General features: G+C 32.3%; 30 protein-coding genes and 1 riboswitch. Of the genes, 21 read left to right on the top strand and 9 right to left on the bottom strand.

From position 1 onward, the window contains the following. Nucleotides 1–64: 64 nt before the first annotated feature. The 3 genes from LC095_RS02810 (at nucleotide 65) to LC095_RS02820 (ending at nucleotide 3,946) form a co-directional block, all read left to right on the top strand. Entirely contained in the window at nucleotides 65–1,570 is a 1,506-nt protein-coding gene (locus LC095_RS02810; RefSeq protein WP_226526696.1) for a carboxypeptidase M32, read from the top strand. A gap of 99 nt (nucleotides 1,571–1,669) precedes the next feature. Beyond that, a riboswitch (purine riboswitch) is annotated at nucleotides 1,670–1,771 on the top strand. A 271-nt stretch (nucleotides 1,772–2,042) separates the two neighbouring features. Further along, on the top strand, nucleotides 2,043–2,636 hold the full coding sequence (gene xpt, locus LC095_RS02815; RefSeq protein ID WP_226526697.1) for a xanthine phosphoribosyltransferase: 594 nt from the start codon (nucleotides 2,043–2,045) through the stop codon (nucleotides 2,634–2,636). Beyond that, on the top strand, nucleotides 2,633–3,946 hold the full coding sequence (locus tag LC095_RS02820; protein WP_226526698.1) for a nucleobase:cation symporter-2 family protein: 1,314 nt from the start codon (nucleotides 2,633–2,635) through the stop codon (nucleotides 3,944–3,946). Before xpt ends, LC095_RS02820 begins: the two co-directional genes overlap by 4 nt. 187 nt (nucleotides 3,947–4,133) lie before the next feature. Here LC095_RS02820 and LC095_RS02825 read toward each other — a convergent pair whose 3' ends face one another. The 3 genes from LC095_RS02825 to LC095_RS02835 form a co-directional block, all read right to left on the bottom strand. Next, nucleotides 4,134–4,286, bottom strand: coding sequence for a hypothetical protein (locus LC095_RS02825; protein WP_226526699.1), 153 nt, complete (start codon nucleotides 4,284–4,286; stop codon nucleotides 4,134–4,136). Nucleotides 4,287–4,599: 313 nt separating this feature from the next. After that, nucleotides 4,600–4,917, bottom strand: a complete 318-nt coding sequence (locus LC095_RS02830; protein ID WP_226526700.1) for a TM2 domain-containing protein — start codon at nucleotides 4,915–4,917, stop codon at nucleotides 4,600–4,602. 360 nt (nucleotides 4,918–5,277) lie between these two features. Then, nucleotides 5,278–5,478, bottom strand: a complete 201-nt coding sequence (locus LC095_RS02835; RefSeq protein WP_026560151.1) for a cold-shock protein — start codon at nucleotides 5,476–5,478, stop codon at nucleotides 5,278–5,280. A 469-nt stretch (nucleotides 5,479–5,947) separates the two neighbouring features. Between LC095_RS02835 and LC095_RS02840 the strand changes: the two genes are divergently transcribed. The 3 genes from LC095_RS02840 (at nucleotide 5,948) to LC095_RS02850 (ending at nucleotide 6,989) form a co-directional block, all read left to right on the top strand. Continuing rightward, nucleotides 5,948–6,280 (top strand): hypothetical protein, encoded by a 333-nt coding sequence (locus LC095_RS02840; RefSeq protein ID WP_226526701.1) that lies wholly within the window; start codon nucleotides 5,948–5,950, stop codon nucleotides 6,278–6,280. Between the two features lie 96 nt (nucleotides 6,281–6,376). Beyond that, complete coding sequence (locus tag LC095_RS02845) at nucleotides 6,377–6,634, top strand: HPr family phosphocarrier protein (protein WP_226526702.1); 258 nt, start codon at nucleotides 6,377–6,379, stop codon at nucleotides 6,632–6,634. A gap of 157 nt (nucleotides 6,635–6,791) precedes the next feature. Continuing rightward, on the top strand, nucleotides 6,792–6,989 hold the full coding sequence (locus tag LC095_RS02850; RefSeq protein WP_034333065.1) for a hypothetical protein: 198 nt from the start codon (nucleotides 6,792–6,794) through the stop codon (nucleotides 6,987–6,989). A gap of 97 nt (nucleotides 6,990–7,086) precedes the next feature. Here the strand turns inward: LC095_RS02850 and LC095_RS02855 are convergent, their stop codons facing one another. Next, nucleotides 7,087–7,533, bottom strand: coding sequence for an SHOCT domain-containing protein (locus tag LC095_RS02855; RefSeq protein WP_226526703.1), 447 nt, complete (start codon nucleotides 7,531–7,533; stop codon nucleotides 7,087–7,089). A gap of 234 nt (nucleotides 7,534–7,767) precedes the next feature. On the opposite strand from LC095_RS02855, the gene LC095_RS02860 reads away from it, so the two are divergent. The 10 genes from LC095_RS02860 to LC095_RS02900 all read left to right on the top strand — a co-directional run bounded on the left by LC095_RS02860 (nucleotide 7,768) and on the right by LC095_RS02900 (nucleotide 16,890). Next, nucleotides 7,768–7,983: a methionine aminopeptidase gene (locus LC095_RS02860; protein ID WP_226526704.1), complete on the top strand. Its 216-nt coding sequence runs from the start codon at nucleotides 7,768–7,770 to the stop codon at nucleotides 7,981–7,983. Nucleotides 7,984–8,106: 123 nt separating this feature from the next. Then, the gene (locus LC095_RS02865; RefSeq protein WP_226526705.1) at nucleotides 8,107–8,514 is read left to right on the top strand and encodes a VWA-like domain-containing protein; all 408 of its coding nucleotides are present in this window, start codon (nucleotides 8,107–8,109) and stop codon (nucleotides 8,512–8,514) included. A 78-nt stretch (nucleotides 8,515–8,592) separates the two neighbouring features. Continuing rightward, nucleotides 8,593–9,120, top strand: a complete 528-nt coding sequence (locus tag LC095_RS02870; RefSeq protein WP_226526744.1) for a GNAT family N-acetyltransferase — start codon at nucleotides 8,593–8,595, stop codon at nucleotides 9,118–9,120. Nucleotides 9,121–9,441: 321 nt separating this feature from the next. After that, nucleotides 9,442–10,542 (top strand): type III polyketide synthase, encoded by a 1,101-nt coding sequence (locus LC095_RS02875; RefSeq protein WP_226526706.1) that lies wholly within the window; start codon nucleotides 9,442–9,444, stop codon nucleotides 10,540–10,542. Beyond that, complete coding sequence (locus tag LC095_RS02880) at nucleotides 10,542–11,093, top strand: isoprenylcysteine carboxyl methyltransferase family protein (RefSeq protein ID WP_226526707.1); 552 nt, start codon at nucleotides 10,542–10,544, stop codon at nucleotides 11,091–11,093. Before LC095_RS02875 ends, LC095_RS02880 begins: the two co-directional genes overlap by 1 nt. 356 nt (nucleotides 11,094–11,449) lie before the next feature. After that, nucleotides 11,450–15,058, top strand: a complete 3,609-nt coding sequence (locus LC095_RS02885; RefSeq protein ID WP_226526708.1) for a dynamin family protein — start codon at nucleotides 11,450–11,452, stop codon at nucleotides 15,056–15,058. Nucleotides 15,059–15,111: 53 nt separating this feature from the next. Next, the gene (locus LC095_RS02890) at nucleotides 15,112–15,297 is read left to right on the top strand and encodes a hypothetical protein (RefSeq protein WP_226526745.1); all 186 of its coding nucleotides are present in this window, start codon (nucleotides 15,112–15,114) and stop codon (nucleotides 15,295–15,297) included. Beyond that, entirely contained in the window at nucleotides 15,294–15,560 is a 267-nt protein-coding gene (locus LC095_RS02895; protein WP_226526709.1) for a DUF2533 family protein, read from the top strand. The genes LC095_RS02890 and LC095_RS02895 overlap by 4 nt, the downstream gene beginning before the upstream one ends. Before the next feature lie 121 nt (nucleotides 15,561–15,681). Continuing rightward, nucleotides 15,682–15,816 (top strand): hypothetical protein, encoded by a 135-nt coding sequence (locus LC095_RS26715; RefSeq protein WP_264144522.1) that lies wholly within the window; start codon nucleotides 15,682–15,684, stop codon nucleotides 15,814–15,816. 174 nt (nucleotides 15,817–15,990) lie between these two features. Next, nucleotides 15,991–16,890, top strand: coding sequence for a 5'-3' exonuclease (locus LC095_RS02900; protein ID WP_226526710.1), 900 nt, complete (start codon nucleotides 15,991–15,993; stop codon nucleotides 16,888–16,890). Nucleotides 16,891–16,979: 89 nt separating this feature from the next. Here the strand turns inward: LC095_RS02900 and sspL are convergent, their stop codons facing one another. Next, nucleotides 16,980–17,120: a small, acid-soluble spore protein L gene (sspL, locus tag LC095_RS02905; protein WP_226526711.1), complete on the bottom strand. Its 141-nt coding sequence runs from the start codon at nucleotides 17,118–17,120 to the stop codon at nucleotides 16,980–16,982. A gap of 171 nt (nucleotides 17,121–17,291) precedes the next feature. Here sspL and LC095_RS02910 point away from each other — a divergent pair, with 171 nt between their 5' ends. Further along, nucleotides 17,292–17,558, top strand: coding sequence for a DUF6123 family protein (locus tag LC095_RS02910; RefSeq protein ID WP_226526712.1), 267 nt, complete (start codon nucleotides 17,292–17,294; stop codon nucleotides 17,556–17,558). 68 nt (nucleotides 17,559–17,626) lie between these two features. On the opposite strand, the gene LC095_RS02915 is transcribed toward LC095_RS02910, so the two are convergent. Further along, nucleotides 17,627–18,523, bottom strand: coding sequence for a DMT family transporter (locus LC095_RS02915; RefSeq protein ID WP_226526713.1), 897 nt, complete (start codon nucleotides 18,521–18,523; stop codon nucleotides 17,627–17,629). A 38-nt stretch (nucleotides 18,524–18,561) separates the two neighbouring features. Next, complete coding sequence (locus tag LC095_RS02920; RefSeq protein ID WP_226526714.1) at nucleotides 18,562–18,948, bottom strand: reverse transcriptase-like protein; 387 nt, start codon at nucleotides 18,946–18,948, stop codon at nucleotides 18,562–18,564. Nucleotides 18,949–19,140: 192 nt separating this feature from the next. On the opposite strand from LC095_RS02920, the gene LC095_RS02925 reads away from it, so the two are divergent. Together LC095_RS02925 and LC095_RS02930 are read left to right on the top strand one after the other, a co-directional pair. Next, complete coding sequence (locus LC095_RS02925) at nucleotides 19,141–19,818, top strand: ribonuclease H family protein (protein ID WP_226526715.1); 678 nt, start codon at nucleotides 19,141–19,143, stop codon at nucleotides 19,816–19,818. Next, on the top strand, nucleotides 19,811–19,987 hold the full coding sequence (locus LC095_RS02930) for a zinc-finger domain-containing protein (protein WP_216774135.1): 177 nt from the start codon (nucleotides 19,811–19,813) through the stop codon (nucleotides 19,985–19,987). Before LC095_RS02925 ends, LC095_RS02930 begins: the two co-directional genes overlap by 8 nt. 44 nt (nucleotides 19,988–20,031) lie before the next feature. On the opposite strand, the gene LC095_RS02935 is transcribed toward LC095_RS02930, so the two are convergent. Continuing rightward, on the bottom strand, nucleotides 20,032–20,298 hold the full coding sequence (locus LC095_RS02935; protein WP_226526716.1) for a DUF2564 family protein: 267 nt from the start codon (nucleotides 20,296–20,298) through the stop codon (nucleotides 20,032–20,034). Between the two features lie 199 nt (nucleotides 20,299–20,497). On the opposite strand from LC095_RS02935, the gene LC095_RS02940 reads away from it, so the two are divergent. After that, the gene (locus LC095_RS02940) at nucleotides 20,498–20,689 is read left to right on the top strand and encodes a hypothetical protein (RefSeq protein WP_026562600.1); all 192 of its coding nucleotides are present in this window, start codon (nucleotides 20,498–20,500) and stop codon (nucleotides 20,687–20,689) included. A gap of 77 nt (nucleotides 20,690–20,766) precedes the next feature. Here LC095_RS02940 and cspD read toward each other — a convergent pair whose 3' ends face one another. Next, nucleotides 20,767–20,967, bottom strand: a complete 201-nt coding sequence (gene cspD, locus LC095_RS02945; protein ID WP_026562601.1) for a cold-shock protein CspD — start codon at nucleotides 20,965–20,967, stop codon at nucleotides 20,767–20,769. A gap of 683 nt (nucleotides 20,968–21,650) precedes the next feature. On the opposite strand from cspD, the gene LC095_RS02950 reads away from it, so the two are divergent. Further along, complete coding sequence (locus LC095_RS02950) at nucleotides 21,651–21,917, top strand: phosphocarrier protein HPr (protein ID WP_026562603.1); 267 nt, start codon at nucleotides 21,651–21,653, stop codon at nucleotides 21,915–21,917. Nucleotides 21,918–22,060: the final 143 nt, after the last annotated feature.

The raw sequence follows: 22,060 nt of genomic DNA on the forward strand, positions 1-22,060 counted from the left end.
TTCATAGAATAAACCTAGGTATATACATAAAAAAAGTACTCTAATTATTGGGAGTGATAATAATATGAATCATATGGAACAAGAGTTTTTAGATTATATTCGAAAAATGCAAGCATATGAAGAAGCTATTAATGTAATGTACTGGGATTTACGTACAGGTGCCCCTAAAAAAGGAGTGCAACAGCGATCAGAAGTGATTGGAATGCTATCAACAGAAGCATTTGAAATGCTCGTTTCAGATCAAATGAATGAATATCTTACAGACTTATCACATGATGATGTTTATGAAAACTTACAATTCAAAACGAAAAAAGCAATCGAGATACTGAAAAAAGAATACAAAAAAAATAAAGTCATTCCACCTGAAGAATATAAAGAATATGTTATTCTTTGCTCTAAGGCTGAGTCCATTTGGGAAGAAGCGAAAGAAAAGTCGGATTTTCAACTATTTGCTCCATATTTGCAAATGCTGGTTGATTATAATAAAAAATTAATCAATTACTGGGGATATGAAGGCAATAAGTATAATACTCTTTTAAATGAATATGAACCAGGTATAACTGTCGAAACATTGGATCGTGTATTTTCGCAGGTTAGAGATAGAATCGTACCACTTGTGAAAAAAATTTCGCAAGCATCCTTAAAACCGAGTACAGACTTCATCTTTAAAAAATTCCCTAAAGAAGCCCAAAAACAATTAAGTGAGTTTTTATTGAGTGAACTTGGTTATGATTTTGATGCAGGAAGATTAGATGAGACAGTTCATCCATTCGAAATAACGTTAAATAGAAATGATGTAAGGGTAACCACAAAGTATGATGAACTTGATTTCCGTACGGCTATTTTTGGAACAATACATGAATGCGGTCACGCGATCTATGAGCAGAATATATCTCAGGAATATGAGGGGACATTATTATGTAGTGGAACATCAATGGGGATTCATGAATCACAATCATTATTTTATGAAAATTTTGTTGGGAGAAATAAAGGTTTTTGGAGCCGCTATTTTACAAAACTAAAAGATCATTCAACAGAACAGTTTAATGATGTAAGTCTTGATGAGTATTATGTGGCAATTAATGAATCAAAGCCCTCATTAATTAGGATTGAAGCAGATGAATTAACATATTGTCTGCATATTATGATCCGTTATGAAATAGAAAAAGGGCTGTTTAACGATGAGATTTCTGTTGAAGACCTACCGCGGATATGGAATGAGAAATATGAAGAATATTTAGGAATAACTCCACCAAACGATGCTCAAGGTGTATTACAGGATGTTCATTGGGCAGGAGGAAGCTTCGGTTATTTTCCTTCCTATGCATTAGGTTATATGTATGCTGCCCAAATAAAAAATGCCATGTTAAAGGATCTACCTAATTTTGATGAACTTATAGAAACAGGTCAATTTGAGGAAATAAAGGATTGGTTAACTTATAAGATTCATCAATTCGGAAGAACGAAGCAGCCATTAGAAATTATGAATGATGTTACGGGAGAAGAATTAAATGCACAACATTTAATTGAATATCTCGAAGAAAAGTATCAAAAGATTTATAAACTATAACAAATATATATTATTTTACGAATATTCAAACAAGTAAACTGAATAAAGTTCGTGTTTTCATTAAAAAACTCTTGAAAATATTGCATAAGTTGATATAATTTTAATTAATTGCATAGCACTCATATAATCGTAGGGATATGGCCTACAAGTTTCTACCGAACAACCGTAAATTGTTCGACTATGAGTGGATTTAATAGTTGTTTTTCATTTTATGATTTTTTAGATATTGTAAATCGAAGACGACATTGCTTCCACTTTTAGTTGAAGCAATGTCGTCTTTTTGTTGTACTATCAGAAAGTATTAGATTTTAAGGATGATAGTATAAGAAAAACTAAGGCTTTCTCATTAGGAATAAGCCAAGTTTTTCTAATTGCTTGGTTAGATGTCATTTTAACTAGGTTTATGCTTATTCTGATGTCAGCATAGTTACTAAAAAATTAATGGGGTAAAACGTTAGGAGGATACTAATAAATGAGACTACTAAGAGAAAAAATCGAACAAGAAGGTATAGTTCTTTCTGACGGTGTATTAAAAGTTGATTCATTTCTTAATCATCAAATTGATCCGATCCTTATGAAAGAAATAGGATTAGAGTTTGCAAGACGCTTTGAAGCTGATGGCATAACAAAAATTGTTACAATTGAATCTTCCGGCATATCTCCGGCAGTGATGGCTGGATTGGAGTTAGGGGTAAAAGTTGTCTTTGCTAGAAAGAGAAAATCATTAACATTAACAAATAATTTACTGGTCTCTTCTGTTTATTCTTTTACAAAACAAGAAGAAAACAATATAGCTGTTTCCAGTCAATTTTTAAGTCAAGAGGATCGTGTCCTTATCATAGATGACTTTTTAGCGAATGGTGAGGCTGCAAAAGGTCTTGTTGACATTGTGAAGCAATCAGGTGCAAAAGTTATTGGAATTGGGATTGTAATTGAAAAGTCCTTTCAAAAAGGGGCAAAAGAGTTAATGGAACTAGGGCATAGAGTAGAATCTTTAGCAAAAATATCTTCTTTAAAAGAAGGGCAACTTACCTTTGTTGAACAGTTTGAGGAGGTTACACAATGAAACAAACAGCTCAGAATATTTCACTTGGAATTCAGCATGTGCTAGCCATGTATGCAGGTGCAGTTGTTGTACCTTTAATTGTCGGTAACGCAATTGGATTATCGGGATCTCAATTAACGTATCTAGTTGCCATTGACATTTTTATGTGTGGAATAGCTACATTTCTACAAGTTTGGAAAAATCGCTTTTTCGGGATAGGTTTACCAATTGTTTTAGGTTGCACATTTACAGCCGTTGCACCGATGATTGCGATTGGGAGTAATTATGGTGTTTCTTCAATTTATGGGGCAATTCTTGCTTCCGGCTTAATTGTTATTTTGATTTCCTCAGTATTTGGAAAATTAGTAAAGTTTTTCCCCCCTGTTGTTACAGGGTCTGTTGTTACAATTATTGGGATTACATTAATTCCTGTTGCAATGAATAATATGGCAGGTGGTGAAGGCAGCCCGAATTTTGGTTCAAATGAAAATCTGCTTTTAGCATTTGGTGTCCTAATTTTAATCATTCTTTTAAATCGTTTCTTTACCGGATTTATACGGGCTATTTCAATTTTAATCGGAATCCTGGCAGGTACTGTTGCTGCAGGGCTAATGGGAATGGTTGATTTACAACCTGTTCAAGAGGCTTCTTGGTTTAATATTGGAAAACCATTTTATTTTGGAACACCTACCTTTGAATTAACCCCTATTTTAACGATGACCATTGTAGCAATCGTGAGTATGGTAGAATCAACAGGTGTTTATTTCGCATTAGGAGATATTTGTAACAAAAAAATTACTGAAAAAGACTTGGCGAGAGGATATCGTGCAGAAGGTCTTGCGTATATGCTAGGAGCAATTTTTAATGCATTTCCATATACAGCATTTTCGCAAAATGTAGGTCTTGTTCAAATGTCTGGAATTAAGACGAATCGAGTAATCTATATTACAGCTGTGATGTTAATTGGTTTGGGATTAGTTCCTAAAATTGCAGCATTAGCTACTATTATCCCATCCGCTGTTTTAGGTGGAGCAATGGTGGCAATGTTCGGTATGGTTGTAGCATATGGCATTAAGATGTTGGGACAAGTTCAATTTGCCTCTCAAGAAAACTTGTTAATTGTCGCATGTTCAGTAGGATTAGGGTTAGGTGTAACAGTTGTACCTGAAATGTTTGCAGGTCTTCCTGAATCAGTGAAAATTCTAACAAACAGTGGAATTGTGGCTGGAAGTGTAACTGCTATTATCTTAAATATTATCTTTAATATCATTCCATCATCTTCAAAACAAAAACAAGAAAACAAACCTGTTATTCAAAGCCAAGCTTCATAATTAAGAAGGTAATGCTCTGAATTAACATAAAATACCCAATATTCTGTTAATAAAAAATGTTAAAACGTTACCCTTCTTCATGTCTATGACATGCATTTGGAGGTAGCGTTTTTTTTTATAAGAGAAAAAGAAAAGATTACGTATAATGAGTTTATTATCTATGTGTTCTTGGGTTTTAATTAGTTACTCAATACCTAACACCGACAAATTTAATTTTCGACTTGCTATCTGCAATTCTTAAAATTTCAGATGAAGCATTTAGTATACCATTTGCATAAATTACAACTTCTTTAGAATCAATTGTAAAGACAAATTGTTTCATTTGACTAATCATCCCCATTTTAGAAATTAGTGTTAATGAAAAACACTACTTGATTGTATAATAGTGAGTTCAAAAATGTTGTCGAAAACACTAATAAAGGAAATTATTAACAAAATGTTCATTTTTAAAAAGTGTACCATAGATAAATGTAAATGGATAAACAAATATAAATTAAATTTCATGACTTAAGCTTAAACATGCTTACAGACATCCTCATGCAAATGTCTTCCAGTGGTTTCGCGAACTGTATATCCTATTTGTAAATTTGGGTCAGAAAATATCTATGAGAGAATAAAAAAACACACGACTAATTAAATCGTGTGTTACAAACCTATCCTGCTTTACTGATTGTTGAAAGTTGTGCAATAATACCTCTTTCGATTTCTTCATTAATTTGATCAACTTTGCTGACCAAACAAACAATGCCATCAATAAGTGGCCAAAGTCCTAGTGTTGCCCAACCTAAAAGTAACATTGCAACAGCATAACCAGTTTGACCTGTATAAAAGCGATGTGCTCCAAATGTACCTAGAAAAAACCATAATAAGAAGGTCACAACTTTAGATTTTTTCCTTTTATCAAATTCTGATGCTAAAATGGCTTGCTGTTGTGGATCCAAGTTCTGTTTCAAATGGATATTCTGACTCATTTCTCTCTCTCCGTTCTAGTACTAAGATACTATTAGAATTATAATAACAGAGACTATTATACAATTTCCTGTTAAATCCAACAATAACTTTTTGTAGAAAATATGGAATAATGTTCATTAACATACAATAGGTATTAGAAATCAATTGTAAATATATTAGTTGCTGTAACAAATTAAAAAGATAAAATTTTAATTATTTTTAATAATATTAGGTAATCTTGAAATAGTGTGTTATGCTTTAACTAACCATTTAGTACCTTTTACATGTTTAGCCTCTCCCCATTCATTATTGAGTGGGGTTTTATGTTGTTTCAGTCCTTTTTACCAAAAAAAAGGACTCTAGAAAAGAGTCCTCGTTAATTATGCTTTGTTTACGTTAGTTGCTTGAAGACCACGTTGGCCTTGCTCAGTGTCAAAAGTTACTTTTTGACCTTCATCTAATGATTTAAATCCTTCGCCTTGGATAGCCGAGAAATGTACAAATACGTCGTCTCCACCTTCAACTTCGATGAATCCGAAACCTTTTTCTGCGTTAAACCATTTTACTGTACCTTGTTGCATAATTGTTGCCTCCTGAGTGGATCAATTCCACAATTTATTACTATAGTTGTCCAATTAGATATCAAAGGCGAAGAGTTTAAATACTATTCTTTCCTTACAGACCGAACAAAAATAATTCTTCTATATCTTAACAGATAAATTTTGGAAAAGCAAATGGGGAAGTAAACCGAAATGTTTGCAGGTCTTCCAGAATCAGTGAAATTTCTAACAAACAATGGAATTGGGCAGGTAGTATAACTGCTATTATCTTAAATATTATCTTTACTATTATTTCATCATCTTCAAAACAAAAACAAGGAAACAAACCTGTTATTCAAAGTCAAACTTCATAATGAAATGTGCTTTCTCTATATTCATTCTTAGCATATGAATAGTAGGGGAAGCATTTTTTCTTTTAAATCACTATGTAATGTAGAAAAACAATGAGTTTGTGCAATACTGGTGAAAAATGACAAGGAGGAGTTTAGTTATGAAGGATGATGATAAAATTAAATCATTTAGTGAATATCAACTAAAAAAACAATTAAAAGCGGATCAACATTATTTATTAGAACTAACTGAAGAAATTGATCTGAAACATAATCATCATGAAATAAGTGAAAGTGAAAAACAGCGGATACAAACAACGGTCGATAATGTGTCACAGTTATGTGGCTGGGTCCTGTCTGACCATGTTGTGATGAGAAATGGTATTAAACTTGTGTTTGATCATGAGAAGTATTTAGAGAAAAAAGAGCTTATCATTCATACCGATGAACAAAATAGACTCGTTGTAACAGAGCATAAAGAAGAATTGAATTAGATAACCGTTTTGAAACGATTTCTTGTTATAAAAATTTGTCATGAAGGAAACAAAACGTAAATAGAATTTTTATAAAGTAATCGTTGGGAGTAGAGCATGAGAGTAAAAGAGCTGAGAGTTTCTAAATCGCTTACAGTAGATAAGTTTATTCAACTGTCAAATCTTGCTAATAGGTTTGAATCAGATATTTTTATGATTGGGCCAAATTATAAAATTGATGTAAAAAGCCTAATGGGATTATTAGCTACATTAAGAGTGGAAGATGAAATTACGATTCTAACTAGTGGAGAGGATGAGGAAGAAGCAATAAAAGCGTGCATACAGTTTTTTAATACTTTAAAAAAGTTTAATTAAAGTAAAGGATTAAAGCATAAAAAAACGAAGGCTTTCGCCATTAGTACTTTGGCGATAAGCCTTCGTTTTTCTAATTAAAAATTGTAGATTTTATTCACCTTGTCCTTAATTCTTGAATACATTATAGAAACAATGATATCGAGGTCAGGTGAATGGCATGAAAACAAAACTTATGAATTGGTTTGAAAAAAGGAAAAAAGTTCATCAAGAGAAAATGATGAAGCTTGGTAAATGCCCTGATTGTCGTGGATATGGAGTTGTCATTGTACCTATTCATTATGCCGGTAGCAATATAGAGTGTTATAAATGTAATGGAACAGGAAAATATTCAGAATGGGAAAAACATAAACAATAGTGATAAGGTCAGTACCTTTCGAAACCTCTAAGAAATGACATTAGTAATTTGTCGTTCCAGGTTTCGGTAGGAACTGTCCTTTTTTAGTTTATTTCCATTACTTTTCTAATAGTCGTTCCTTTTGGTCTTCGAATTCTTCTGCTGAAAGAATCTCTAAATCATAAAGTTCTTTTATTTTCTTTAGTTTTTCAAAATTGTCAACAGCAGAGTCGACCCTTTGATTTTTAACCTCATCAACTTTGTCTTCAATCATTTCTTTTAATTCAAGAGCGAGATCTTTTTCTTGTTTTGAAAACTCAATAGTATACACGTTTTTTTCTTTTTTACTATCAGTGGTTCCACAATCTATTATGAGATGTCCATTTGACGCAAAGCCTGGTTCCTTTAAAGAAACCTGTGATACATTCTTATACTGGAATAGCTTCCCTTTATTAAATTTACCAAGAAATCTGTTTTGAATGATTTCAATACTATTTTGATACAGGTATACAGTTGTTTTACTTCCTTTTTTAAAGTTGTATTCTTTGAATGCTAATTCGGCCACCGTTTATCTCCTTTTAAATTAATTATGCAAATTTATTCCTTCATATAAGACTTGTCCAGATAAGGACATAATAATCTGCTTTTATTTTACAAAATTTTTAACTAAATTTCACTGCTTTTCCGATTAAAATTTTGTAACGAATATTAAAATGAAAGAAATTACGTAACAACATGTTTAAAATAATAGCATTAGCCTGATATTAAGGAATAAAAAGGATATATGAGGTGATAAATTTTGGATTTTCTTCGTGGTATCTCAGATTGGAAGCAAACAAGAGTAGAAAAAGTACGAGCTGATATGGAGTCTGTAGGAAGATGTCCAGATTGCAGAGGAAGAGGATTTACATCGTCTTTTACAAGTGTATATTTACCAACATATGATGCTATTTTTGATTGTCCAGGTTGTAACGGTAGTGGACTATATGAAGATTGGTGCGGAAATAATACATAAGTTAATTTTCAAAGTAGAAATAGTTTTTTATTAATGAAAAAAAATCAATCTATGGGATAGGATCATTTCAATTGAGTAAAAATAGATGTGCTTCACAAAAAATGTGAGGGGGAGATCGACAGGATGAAATGGCAAAAGCTGCTTTTATCAAAATTGCAAGAAAGAAACGGAAAGAAAATTGCACTTGCAGTTGACACATCAACCAAACAAGCTAATACTTTACTCATCCAGAATATAATAAAGCTGTTTGGTGAGGTTGCCCCTCAATCACTTTTAGTGCAAGCGGACTTTAAAATTAGAAAAATTACCTCAATAAAAGAAGATCAAATTTCGTATTATACACATGGAAAGTCATCGTATACAGAAGTGTTGGAATGGGCTGATCAAGAAAAAATTGATACCTTATTCTATATTACAGATGTTACTGGTTATTTTTATGAAGAGTTAAAAGTAAATAATGAAATCTTTTGGTTAGTGCCTGATGAATTTCTTCCAAAGGTTCCTTTTGGCAAGGCGATTCGAGTTGCATAATTAATATCTATGAGGCTGATAAACATTTCAGCCTCTGTTCGAAGATCTGTTTTTAAAGGAGTGTATATTAACGTGGATATGATGAAAGAATTCACGGCCAAAAACGGAGAAAAGGTACTACTTAGACCTGTTCAAATTGAGGATGCAGAAAAAATCATTCATGCCGTTGCACAAATTATTAAATCTGGAGCTTATATTCAAAAAGAATCTCCACGTAGTGTAGAAGAAGAGCAGATCTTCATTGAAAACATGATCGAATTAGATAATATGTATATGACTGCAATCATTAATCATGAAATTGTAGGTATTGCCCGTGTCATTAGAGGAGAACTTGAAATGAAACGGCACACTGGATTATTTAGAACATGGTTAGTTCAATCCGCACAAGGAAAAGGGATAGGCTCCGAAATAATGAAATACACGCTTAAATGGTGTAGGAAACACAATTTACATAAGTTATGTTTAACAGTATTTGCATCAAATGGGTTGGCACATAAATTGTATGAACGTTATGGCTTTATACAAGAAGGTGTTCAGAAAGAACAAGTGAAAATAGATGGAATGTATGATGATGAAATTTTCATGGCCTATTTTTTAAATAAGTAAAAATTGAAAATTTTAGTATTATATAAGTTATTTCCAGAATTTTCAGAGGTGAGTATTTCTTGTGAATGATATATAATGAAATAGCACAACAACAACTCCTTTAAAACGTTGCTTTTCCCCATTTCAAGGGAAAGGCTTTTTTTATATCTTACTATTTACTATTAATGTGAGAAAAAATATTTTTGACCAAATGATTATAAAATGTATGAAATGTCTCGCCAATCGGCGGGCTTTATTTATTTTGGATAAATTTAGCTTTATTGGTAAAGGTATATATATAGGAATAATGCTTACTTTTGGAGAATCTGAGGTGAAATGACTTTGGCTTATATTATTTCGGTTGGAAAATCTGTTCCTAAATATGAACTGGACCAAGAATCAACAGTTGAGTTTGCAAGAGAAGTATTTGAGGGTTCATTTAAAGATTTTGACCGTCTATTACCCGTTTTTAAAAATGGCGAAATAGAAAAACGACAGTTTTCACAACCAGTTGAATGGTACAAAAAGAAACATACGTTCGAAGATAAAAATGACTTATATATTAAGATGGCAGTAAAACATGGAATTGAAGCAGTAGAAAATTGTCTTTCAAATAAAAATTTATTACATAACGATATCCTATATGAAGAAGTTGATACTATTTTTTTTGTAAGTACAACCGGGCTAGCAACACCAAGTATCGATGCAAAATTAATGAATGCCTTACCTTTTAAAGAAACGACAAAGCGAATTCCAATTTGGGGGCTAGGTTGTGCAGGCGGTGCTTCTGGCTTGTCCCGTGCTTATGAATATTGTAAGGCATATCCTGATTCAACAGTGCTGGTTATTTCAGTAGAATTATGCAGCTTAACTTTTCAACATGATGACCGGTCAAAAAGTAATTTAATCGGAACTTCTTTGTTTGCGGATGGTGTTGCCTGCACGTGTGTGGTTGGAAATCATGTTGATTGGAAAGCAAAATCCAAATTAAAATTTATCCCTAAAATCCTTAGTACTCGTTCAACATTAATGCGAAATTCTGAGGATGTAATGGGGTGGGATATTAGAAACAATGGCCTTTATGTTATTTTTTCAAGGGATATTCCTTCTATTATTAAAAAGTGGCTTCGCCCACAAGTTAATAATTTCTTAGAAGAAAATGAAATCGATATAAATGAAATAAACCATTTCATTGCCCATCCCGGAGGAAAAAAAGTATTGGATGCTTACAAAGAGGGACTTGGCTTTTCAGACGAACATTTACAAATTTCAAAAGAAGTATTAATTAACCACGGTAACATGTCATCTGTAACGGTTATGTACGTTTTGGAATTGTATCTACTAAGGGCAATAGGTAAAGGGTATGAATATGGCTTAATCGGCGCTCTTGGACCTGGATTTAGCTCTGAAATGTTGCTTGTTCAATGGGAGGATGCTGAGTAATGTTTTATATGGTATTTATATTTATAATCGTACAAAGAGTAACAGAACTGTTTATTGCAAGGAAAAATGAAAAGTGGATGAGGAATAGAGGAGGAATTGAGCATGGAAAGGACCATTATCCTTATATCGTATCATTACATATCCTCTTTTTAGTCTCCTTTTTTATAGAAGTTCAAGTTTTTCGAAGAGAATTAACAGAAATATGGTTTGTTATGTTTCCAATTCTTTTTCTGACCCAGCTTTTGAGGTATTGGGCAGTATTTTCTCTGGGAAATTATTGGAATACAAAAATTATGATAGTTCCAGGTGATGTGGTCATTTCAAGGGGGCCATACAAATTTGTAAAACATCCGAATTATATTGTTGTTGCAATTGAAATTTTAATACTTCCTTTATTATTTCATGCGTATATAACGGCAATCTTATTTACTATCTTAAATGTAATTATGATGACGATAAGAATTCCTGCTGAAGAATCCGCACTTCAAACATATACAAATTATCATGAGGTCTTTTCGATTAGGTCAATATTTACATCAAAAAAGAAGTAGTGAAAGATTTTTCGGAAAATATCAAAAGTTTTATTGAAAATGATTATCATTGGTGATAAAATGAATTTGTGTTGAAAATCATTCTCATAATATGGAGGTCTGCTGCGAATATGACGATGTTATTTGTCGGTTGTACCGTTGTTACGTATAGCTTTTTAATTGGCTACATATTAAAAAATATTGATACCCAAAAAGCATAATCATTCTAATCATTTTATATAGTAGAATTTTAGAGCTCACAGCTAATTGTTGTGAGCCTTTATTCTTTTTTCTACAAAACGACGATAGAAAATTTGCATATAATTCTGTAAAATGAAGTTAATAAATTGCAAGTGCCATAAGTGAAGGGGATAAACATGACAACTGTTGTAAAATCAAAAGAATTGATGCAAACCATTATTAATCTTCATGAAATAATCTATGAAAAAGATCATGAAAATGCAGTTAAATTAGTCGAAATGGCTCATAAGCTTGAACAAGAAAAACTGTATATTGCTTTTGCCGGCCATTTTTCGGCAGGGAAGTCATCCATGATAAACAAACTATTGGATGAGCAAATTTTACCCACAAGTCCAATTCCTACAAGTGCAAATCTTGTTTTGTTAGAAAAAGGGATAGAGCAGGTAACCTTATATTCTGCCGCAAAAGAAAGCATTGAATTATCTGGTGACTACTCAATAGAACAAATCAAAGAATATTGTAAACAAGGAGACGATATTGAGAGGATCCGTATTAAAAAACCTTATGACAACTTAGCAGAAGATGTTGTCATTATGGATTCACCTGGTATTGATTCCACAGATGCAGCACATAAATTGTCAACAGAATCAATGCTTCATTTAGCGGATGTCATTTTTTATGTAACCGACTACAATCATGTTCAATCAGAAGAGAATCTTTCATTCATCCAAGAAATGAAGAGTCGAAATAAAATGATTTTCTTGATTGTCAATCAAATTGATAAACATGAAGAAAAGGAAATTCGTTTCCAAGACTTTAGACAAAACATTGAGGGATCATTTGCAGAAGTCGGACTACATCCGCAAGACGTGTTCTTTACAACCTTAAGAAACGATCAACACCCTTATAATGATTTAGAAAAAGTGAAAGAGTTAATCAGAGTGGTGATTCAGGATAAAAACAGATTTCTGGATCAAAATATTTCTCAATCAATCACACAAGTTGTGTCGGAGCATGTTGACAAATATGAGGAGCAGCTTGGTCTAATAGATCTAAACGAGGATGAGATTCGTGAGAGATTAGATGAACATACAAACAAATTGAATCAATTACTTATGCAAATTCAGCAGAAAGAAGAAAAGATGAAAAAGCTTGTCATAGATACAGAAGAAAAAGTATCGTCAATATTAAAAAGTGCAAATTTAATTCCATTTGAAACTAGGGAGAAGGCTTCAGCTTTTATTGAGGCAGCAGATCCTTCATTTAAGATCGGTTTACTTTTTTCGAAGTCTAAAACCGATCAAGAGCGTGAAAAGAGAAAAAAAGAATTATATGACAGTTTGATGAAAACTACAGAAACTCAAGTATCCTGGCACTTTATTACATTACTTAAAGAATTTATTCAATCATACGAAATTCATGATCCCAAGCTTATACAAGAAGCTCAATCGTTTTCCATCAACGTTTCAGAACAACTCGTATCTGACGCAATAAAAACAGGTGCTTCTTTTAATAATCAGTATGTTTTAACGTATTCCTCTGATGTTAGCGAATTAATCAAAAAGCAAAGTAAACATCAAGTTATGAGCTTATTTAAAAAGATGATGGATGGTATAAATGGAGAAATTCAAGATCAAATCGATGAAATAAATGTAAAAATAAACAGTGAAAATGAAAATATTGATCATTATAAAGGGATTTTATTTAAGTTCGAGACACTTAGGCAATATAGACATTCGCTGCAAGAACTTCCTAATGGAATACCTGATTCAACTATAAATGAAGAAAAATGGTTAAACAATCATCAGACATATAAGAAAGTAACAAAAGAAATCCAAATAAAAGAAAAGGTAGTAAATGCAGAAGAATCAAGTGATGATAAATTATCAAAACCTCTATCCAATACTCGTTATAATAATCGAGAGATATTTATTAAGAACGCAGAGCAGGTTATTAAACGTCTTGATAACATCCATGGGTTTAAGCAATTTACAGAGTCACTCGAAAGGAAGATCAACAGTTTTAAAAACCGCACCTATACTGTTGCGTTATTCGGCGCCTTTAGTGCAGGAAAATCATCATTTGCAAACGCACTTATAGGAGAAAGACTGTTACCTTCATCTCCTAATCCGACAACAGCGACGATAAATAAAATAGCTCCACCAACACATGAAAAAGCACATGGGTTAGTTGAAGTGAAATTGAAATCAAAAGAGATGTTAATGAAGGACATAATGATTAGTATTCCTTCGTTAAATAATAAGGATTTTTCGATCGAAAGCATAACAGAAATTTTTCAGAACTATCAAGGCCAAAATAAAAACGAAACTGAACAGATAGCAAAGTATCAAAAAGCGATATTGGATTATCAAACTTTAACAAGTGAAGGACTTACCGTACAATCGGATACGAAATCATTTAAGGACTTTGTTGCTAAGGAAGAAAAGGCATGTTTAGTTGAAGAGGTAATTGTTTATTTTGATTGCTCGATTACAAGGGCAGGTATAACATTGGTGGATACGCCAGGAGCAGATTCCTTGCATAAAAGACATACAGATGTAGCGTTTCAATATATTAAAAAGGCAGATGCAATTCTTTATGTAACCTATTACAACCACCCATTCTCAAAAGGTGATCGGGAATTTTTAAGACAATTAGGAAGGGTTAAGGATTCTTTTACACTAGATAAAATGTTCTTCATTATCAATGCAGTGGATTTAGCTAAAGATGAAGAAGAAGTGAATGTTGTTAAGACTTATATTAATGATCAGTTTTTAAAACATGAGATTAGAAATGTACGTCTATTTGGAGTATCTAGTTTAAATGTTTTATCAGGCCAAGTAGATGAAGAAAAAGATTATATTGAATTTCAAAAACAGTTTAATACATTTATTAAAGAGGAATTAATGAATACAACTCTTTTTTCAATTAAGGAAGATTTAAATCGTTGCAAGGAAAGGATTCAAGCTCTTATTCATGCTAACGAGTTAAGTGGAAAGGAAAAAGAGGAGAGAAGAGAAAGCCTTCTGCAAGAGCAAATGAATGTCAACGATGAAATAGCAAATATATCTCATGACCATATTGTTACATCTATTTCTAAAGAAATAGAAGAGCTGATTTTTTATGTGAAGCAGCGTCTATTCTTCCGATTTAATGACTTTTTTAAGGAGAGCTTTCATCCGAGCATATTTAACCAAAATGCTGACATTCAACAAGCTTTAAAAATTTGTTTAGAAGAGCTCGTCAGAACGGTAGAATTTGAATTAATCCAAGAACTGCAAGCTACATCGTTAAGGATCGAAAATATCATTAACAATACCTTAGATAGTGAGTTCAATCGTATTGTACAGCTCATAAAGAAAAGGTCTAAAAATGTTACACTTGCTACAATTGAGTTTCCCGAAATTCAAACACCAACAATTGCTGTTGAATTTTCAACAAGTATGCTGGCGACTATACAGCCGGCTTTGAAGTTATTTAAGAATACGAAATCTTTCTTTGAGCGCAATGAGAAAAAGATCATGTCTGAAGACTTATCTAAACGAATGGATAGCCCTATTTCAAGTATCTTAAAAGAATACTTTGAGAAATTTTCGAGTTATTATAGTGATGCAATGGGATCTTCTCATCAGCTTCTAATTCAAGAGGTAAAGAAACAAACAGAGGAATGCTTTTCAGCTTTGTTGGATATCCGGCATGAAGACACAGATCACTTAAAAACAGAGGTAGCTGTCATCACAGAAAGTGTTCAATTAATAGAAGAGAATAATCTTCAACATCATTAATTTTATGATACAATTTACTGATAAAACTCATTTAATGTGCAGGGGGAAAAAGATTGGATTCAAAAACGTATCAAGTTTGTGCAACGTGTATACATTTTGAGGCGATGCGAGAGGATAAAAAAATGATCTATTATTGCAGTCGTTTAAAATACGAAACGAAGCCAACTTATTCGTTTAATTGCTGGAACCCAAAAGAACACGTTAAAAGGTTAATGGAAAAACGAGGTGGAACGACATGAGTAACGTACATGAAGCAATAAGTCAGCACAGTAACAATCAGCATCAACACATTCAATCTTTTCTAAAATTAGAAGCGAAAAGAGAATCATTAATAGAAGAAGCTATATTTCTCTGTGTAAATTCTAAGCCATTTGAAGTTGAGCAAATTAATCAAGTAACATCTGAAATGAACAGGTTGGCTTCAGAAGGGATTGTACCAATGCGTAAACTGGTAACAAAGGAAATGGTACAGGAATTTGTGGAAAGAAAATATGGAAAATAATTATTTCTTAACGTGTAGTGAAAAGTTGTTAGACATTACCAAGGTCCTATTTGATTCAAAAAACCTCTCCTGAGAAAAACTATAAATGTTTCTCTTAACTTTAGTGGAAGGTGAGGATCTTATGGGACGTACAAAATTAGGTAATGCAAATGCACAACGTAATAATAATAAGAAAAAGAAAAATGATTTTAATACTGAATTTGCTTCATATGCTCAAAATGAAGCACTTAAGTTAAGCAGTAAAAATAAAGAGTAATCAATTTATGAAAACCTGTGGAGATAAGTTCTCTACAGGTTTTTTATGTGTTTATAAACATTAGAAATTGACTTGAAGTACCAAATACAAGGCCTCATTTTTTATGATATACTATTCTTTGATTAAGAAGAAGTATGATTCGATAAGTATTTTACTGATTGTGAGGGAGATAAATTGAAAAAAGATCAGCATTTATTAATCGTGGATGGAATGGCTTTGCTTTTTCGCTCGTTCTTTTCAACATCTGTTTACGGTCAATTTATGATCAATAGTAAAGGGATTCCGACAAATGCAGTTACTGGTTTATTAAAGCATTTATTTGCTGTTATTGAATATACAAAACCAACACATATTATTTGTTGTTGGGATATGGGCAGTAAAACATATCGTAATGATTTATTTACTGATTACAAAGCGAATAGACCTGAAGCCCCAATTGAATTACAGCCTCAGTTCAACTTGGCAAAAGAAGTAGTAGAAGCACTAAACATAACAAATATTGGTATAGAAGGCTTTGAGGCTGACGATTGTATTGGAACATTAACAAAGAAGTTTGAAACTGAAATGAAAATATCCATCGTTACAGGAGATAAGGATATCCTTCAACTATTAAATGATCAAGTGGATGTTTTAATCTTACAAAAAGGGATAGGAAATTATAAGCATTATACAAGAGATCTATATATTGAAGAATTTGCAATTGAACCACGTATGTTAATTGATGTAAAGGCCTTAATGGGAGATTCAAGTGACAACTATCCGGGCGTAAAGGGGATTGGCGAGAAAACAGCTTTTAAACTTATTTCTCAATACAAATCAATTGACGAATTACTTCTATGTTTATCCGAACTTTCAAAGAGTCAAAAGATGAAAATTGAAAATGATTTAGAAATGCTCCATCTTTCAAGAAAATTAGCTGAAATTAATTGTACAGCTCCGTTAGAATGTATACTGGATGATTCGCTTCTCCTAATTGATGAAGAAAAAGCACTTTCTATCATTAAGGAGCATGAATTAAGAGGGATACAGGCTATACTTAAAAACATCATGTTTTCACAAGAGGAAGCTATATAAAAAAGGATTGAATATGTAATCAAAGCTATACACGTAAGCATGCATGATATCGAAGTAAGAGAGAGAGCCTTCGACTCATGCATGTTATTTTATTTTGTGTTTTTCTTCTTGGCAGCATTTTCTAGTTTGCTTTTCGGTTCCATAGAGAATTCAACATCTGCTGCGTGTCCTTGGGGATTTACACTTGGGGCTTTTTTTCCTCGATTATTTCCTCTTTTTTCACTACTCATGTGATAGCCACCTCCAATACTAGTATGACCTACTACCTAAAAAATACGTATTGAATAATTGTGATAAAAGTAGCAAAGATTGGTAACGAAAAATGAAAAAAATGATAGAATTTGTCGACGTTTTTAGATAAGATCAAAGGAGGACAACGTAAACAAAGGATGAATTTTAATATGATTGGAACGGTTAGTGAATATGTTGATCACTTAATAAGCAAAGGATTTGTATTAGGGGATGATGCAAATGGGTTTATAGCATTTGGTCAACAGTACACAGATACAGTAGATGAAGTAGTTATAATAGCGATTGAATTAACATTAAAGATTCAAAAGGAATTTGACGGCTCATTTTTTATTTCCCTGCTTGAAAATTTTAAATCAGAAAAAATAAACAATCGTAAACAAGCTCTTCTTTTCATTGAATCCTTACACTTAATATGAGATGTGAATGTGAAGCTATTTCTAGGGATGAAATAGCTTGGAATATCATACTCAACAATTAACACCATTTAGATATGATTAGTTTGTTTCAGCTCTCTTTTAAGCAGCTTGGGGAGTTCGGTTGTTATCATAGCAGTAAAAATGAAACAGCATCCGATTAATCCATACATGGGCAACCGTTCATTGAGAACAAAAAATGCTGTTATTGCTGCAAAAACAGGTTCCATTGCAAAAATGATGGCGACTCTTGCCGCACTTGTAAACTGTTGAAATTTAGTTTGGATATAAAAGGCAATAGCAGTTGCAAAAATGGATGTTATGAACAATGCCAAGATAACGTCTCCATGTAACACTTTATTAAAAGAAACCGAGGTTTTTTCAAACGTAAATGAACTTAGAAAGCTTAGTAAAGATACCGTCAATAATTGAATAATGGTTAAAGGTAGTGCAGGATGTTGGTCAGTATATTTACTTGTAAACACAATATGAAAAGCGAATCCGATTGCACATATTAAAATAAGTAAATCCCCAAAGTTTATCTGTGATATACCTGCTAATGTTAAAAAATAAAGACCAACTGTGCCAAAACCAGCACTAATGAAAATGATGAGTTTTGGTGGTTCTTTTAAATAGAAGATAGCGAGTATGGGAACAATCAACACACTTAATCCAGTAATAAAACCTGCTTTAGAAGATGTTGTATAAATAAGACCTACTGTTTGAAAGGCATAGCCTATAAATAAAAAGAATCCCAAGAAAGTGCCTGCTTTCATTAACTTCAGTGTAAAGAACTTGTTTCCATTCTTCCCTACAAACAATGAGAGGATAATGGCTGCTATAAGGAACCGAATACCATTAAATAAATGTGGCGGTAATGTTTGAACCGCATTTTGTACAATGACAAAGGTGGAACCCCAAATAAAAGCAACAAATAATAGACTTCCGTCTGCAAATAGTTTTTTCATTACATTCACTCTTTCAAATACAATCATTTTTTAATAAATTATTGGTTACGTACGGCATTTCTTGCAAGTTGATCAGCTACTTTGTTTTCTTTACTTGGAATCCATTTAATGAAAAATAAATCAAACTCCTTAGCGAGTTCAAGTATTTTTTCTAAAAGGGGGGAATATTGGCTATTTTTTACGTATTGCTTTTCAATTGCACGATCAACTAATTGTGAATCTGTTCTGAACGATACAACTTTAAACCCATTTTGAATGCAAATCTCCATACCCTTTATAACCGCATGGTATTCCGCTTCATGATTTGTCATTAAGCCTAGTGGTATAGAGAATTCCTCGGCTTTTCCATGTCCTCTAATAAATACACCTGCTCCTGATGGACCGGGATCACCGGCACTGGCTCCGTCAACATATATTTCAATCAATAATTTACCTCCTCATACCTAATCCTTTTATAAATCAGCAAACGATGGTAAAATAATTACCATTGATCTCACACAACATAGGAATCATTATTATAATAAATCGAATATGATTATAGCATATTGATTACATTAATAAATATAAAGACTACTTTTAATTACCTTATAATAATTCATGTTCAGGAGTGGACGTAGTTGAAATATCGAATTGAGTGGATGTATCAAACTAAAAAGAAAATGCAAACAGAGCTTGTATCTGATTTTCTTTCATTAAATGAAGTGATTATGATATCAGAAGATATTTTACAAACGGGAAGAGTAAAGGACATTACGTATACTTCAGAAGATGGACAAACATGGAATCTTAAAGAGTTAAAAAAGTTAAAAGATATTGTAAAAGATGAACCTCACGATGTCGTTGCATACTTTGATGGCGGATTTCATAAAAATACTAAACTGGCTGGATTTGGAGCAGTGATCTATTTTACCCAAAGTGGAAATAGGCATAGAATAAGAATGAATGAAAAAGCAAATGAAATTGACTCTAATAATGAGGCGGAATATGCAGCTTTTGCTTATTTAATTAAAGTTCTTGAAGAATATGGAATATCAAGACAAAAGGTATTATTTAAAGGTGACTCACAGGTGGTATTAAACCAACTTTCCGGTGAATGGCCGTGTTATGAACCGGAATTTAATCTATGGCTTGATCGAATTGAAGCTAAACTTAATCTACTAAGAATAACTCCGGAATATGAACCAGTGTCAAGAAAAGAAAATACCGAGGCTGATAAATTGGCCACTCAAGCGTTGGAAGGTATTGAAATTAAAAGTAAGATGACGATAGATGAGGGCGTTGAAATGGATGAATAAAAAACAAACCTTACAAGAGTTAAGTGAAATTATTGACACCTACTGTTCAAATTGTTTATTAAAAAAACATTTTAGAGAAGAATTTGGTAAAACATATGCTCATACTTTTTGTATAAAAAGTTGTACTGTTGGAGAAAAAATAAAAAGTGTTGGCAAAAAATTGATCTAAAAAAATCCGCTTCTTAGCGGATTTTTTTAAACCTAAAAATAGCATTAATGTTTAGCTTCTGACAACTGATGTTGACACTGGTCTATCAGTTGTTGTTGTTTTGTTAAAAAGTCCTGGTCAAAACCTGTATTGGAAGTTAGATTCATTAGTGCTTTAGCATCATTAATTGCATTCTCAGCATTTTTAATTGCTTCAGGATCCATTTGCATTGTAGCTGCTCCAACCATTTTTTGTGCAGCTTTAACTGATGCTTCCAGCTGTGCGATTTCATTCATTCCACTAATTAATCCTGTGTGATTAATTTGGTCCATGTTAATACCACCTCCAAAGATAGTTTTTGTTTAATTATTAATAATATTCGTTAAAAAAAACATTCTATTTTTTATATCACATTTTTAAATGTCGTGTTAAAATGAAAATAGAATTCATCTTGTAAAAAAATAGAACAAATATAAAACATATTTACTAGAAATTGTCGATTTATAAATAAGGGGAGAGGGGGTTAAGGACTTGACGAATGGTCCATTAGATTCATCAATAAAAGAAGCTTTTCAGGAAATTTATAAAGATATTGACAAATTGGTCTTTATAGCGAACAACGCGAATGTATTCAACCATAATGAAGTATCCCGGATCGAGAAAAGTATTAAACAAAATGTAAAAGCAATTGAGTATTTACTAATAAGTCAAAAGTCATTATAAGAAAAAAAGAGGTGGAAATAATCCAACCTCTTTTTGTTTAAGTTTTGTTTTATGTTAAATCACAATTACACTAGTGATTATAACTTTGTAACGTTAGCAGCTTGTGGTCCGCGGTTACCTTCAACGATTTCAAAAGAAACCTCTTGACCTTCTTCTAATGATTTGTATCCTTCGCCTTGAATAGCTGTAAAGTGTACGAATACATCGTCTCCACCTTCAACTTCGATAAATCCGAAACCTTTTTCGTTATTGAACCATTTTACTTTACCGTTTTGCATAGTACTTAATCCTCCTAATACTGTAGCACAGGTGGTGCTAAAAAAAATTTTATCATTTAAGAATATGATATGTAAGGTGTAGACATGATGTGAAAACTAGGTTGTTACCAATATATACTCATCTTAATGATAATTTCACTATACACTAATCTCAAGATATACGTCAAGGCAAAGTAGCATATTTTAACATAACTTTCTGAAAGTTTATAATAGATTCGTATGTACAAGCATATAATGGCTAAAACGAGTAGAGGATGGTCTTTGTGAGAAAGATTAAAATAGGAAACAAAGTTATTTTTGTGACGTGCCATCGAAAAATAGATCATATAAAATTCGATAAAATATGTCATTTGATTTTACAATTAGGTAATGACATTTTTCACCTGGAAAAATCCTCTGTCTTCTTAATTCAAGGTAATGAAGAGAACTATGTAGTAGAAAGAATGAATACTGACACCTATACAATACATGTCCATTATGTTATTTATAAACAGAGAGTATATAAATTAACTGAAAATCAGACAATAAGTTAAAAGAAAACTAGTTCCCTTTTTTTAAAAAAAGTTTATAATAATGGTAATACGATATGTAGCTTATATTGGCTGCATCATAGATGAATGATACATAATCATCGCATTTATATTTAAAGCTGCATTGGCTATCTTGAAAGGGGTTTTTGAAAAATGGTAGAAAAAACATTTACAATTACAAGTGAAGCAGGCCTTCACGCTAGACCAGCAACTGCATTAGTAAATGCGGTTAATTCATTCACTGCAGATGTAAACCTAGAAGCGAATGGACGAACTGTAAATCTAAAATCGATAATGGGTGTTATGTCTCTTGGGATTTCTAAAGGAACTCAAGTGAAAATTTCTGCAAGTGGAAGTGACGAGGAAGCGGCTTTAGAAGCTGTAGAAAGAGCGATCACAACTGAAGGTTTAGGAGAGTAACTAGAAAAAGAGCGACATTTCATGGAGGCCACTGAAAAAGTCTCTATATCGTTTTAAGCGAAGGCTTTCTCGATTTTATCGAGGAAGTCTTCGCTATTTTCATTTAAAATAAATATATAAACTCTAGGTGGTGTTCAGATGAT

This window comes from Metabacillus niabensis (assembly GCF_020524345.1).
Classification (GTDB): domain Bacteria; phylum Bacillota; class Bacilli; order Bacillales; family Bacillaceae; genus Metabacillus; species Metabacillus niabensis_B.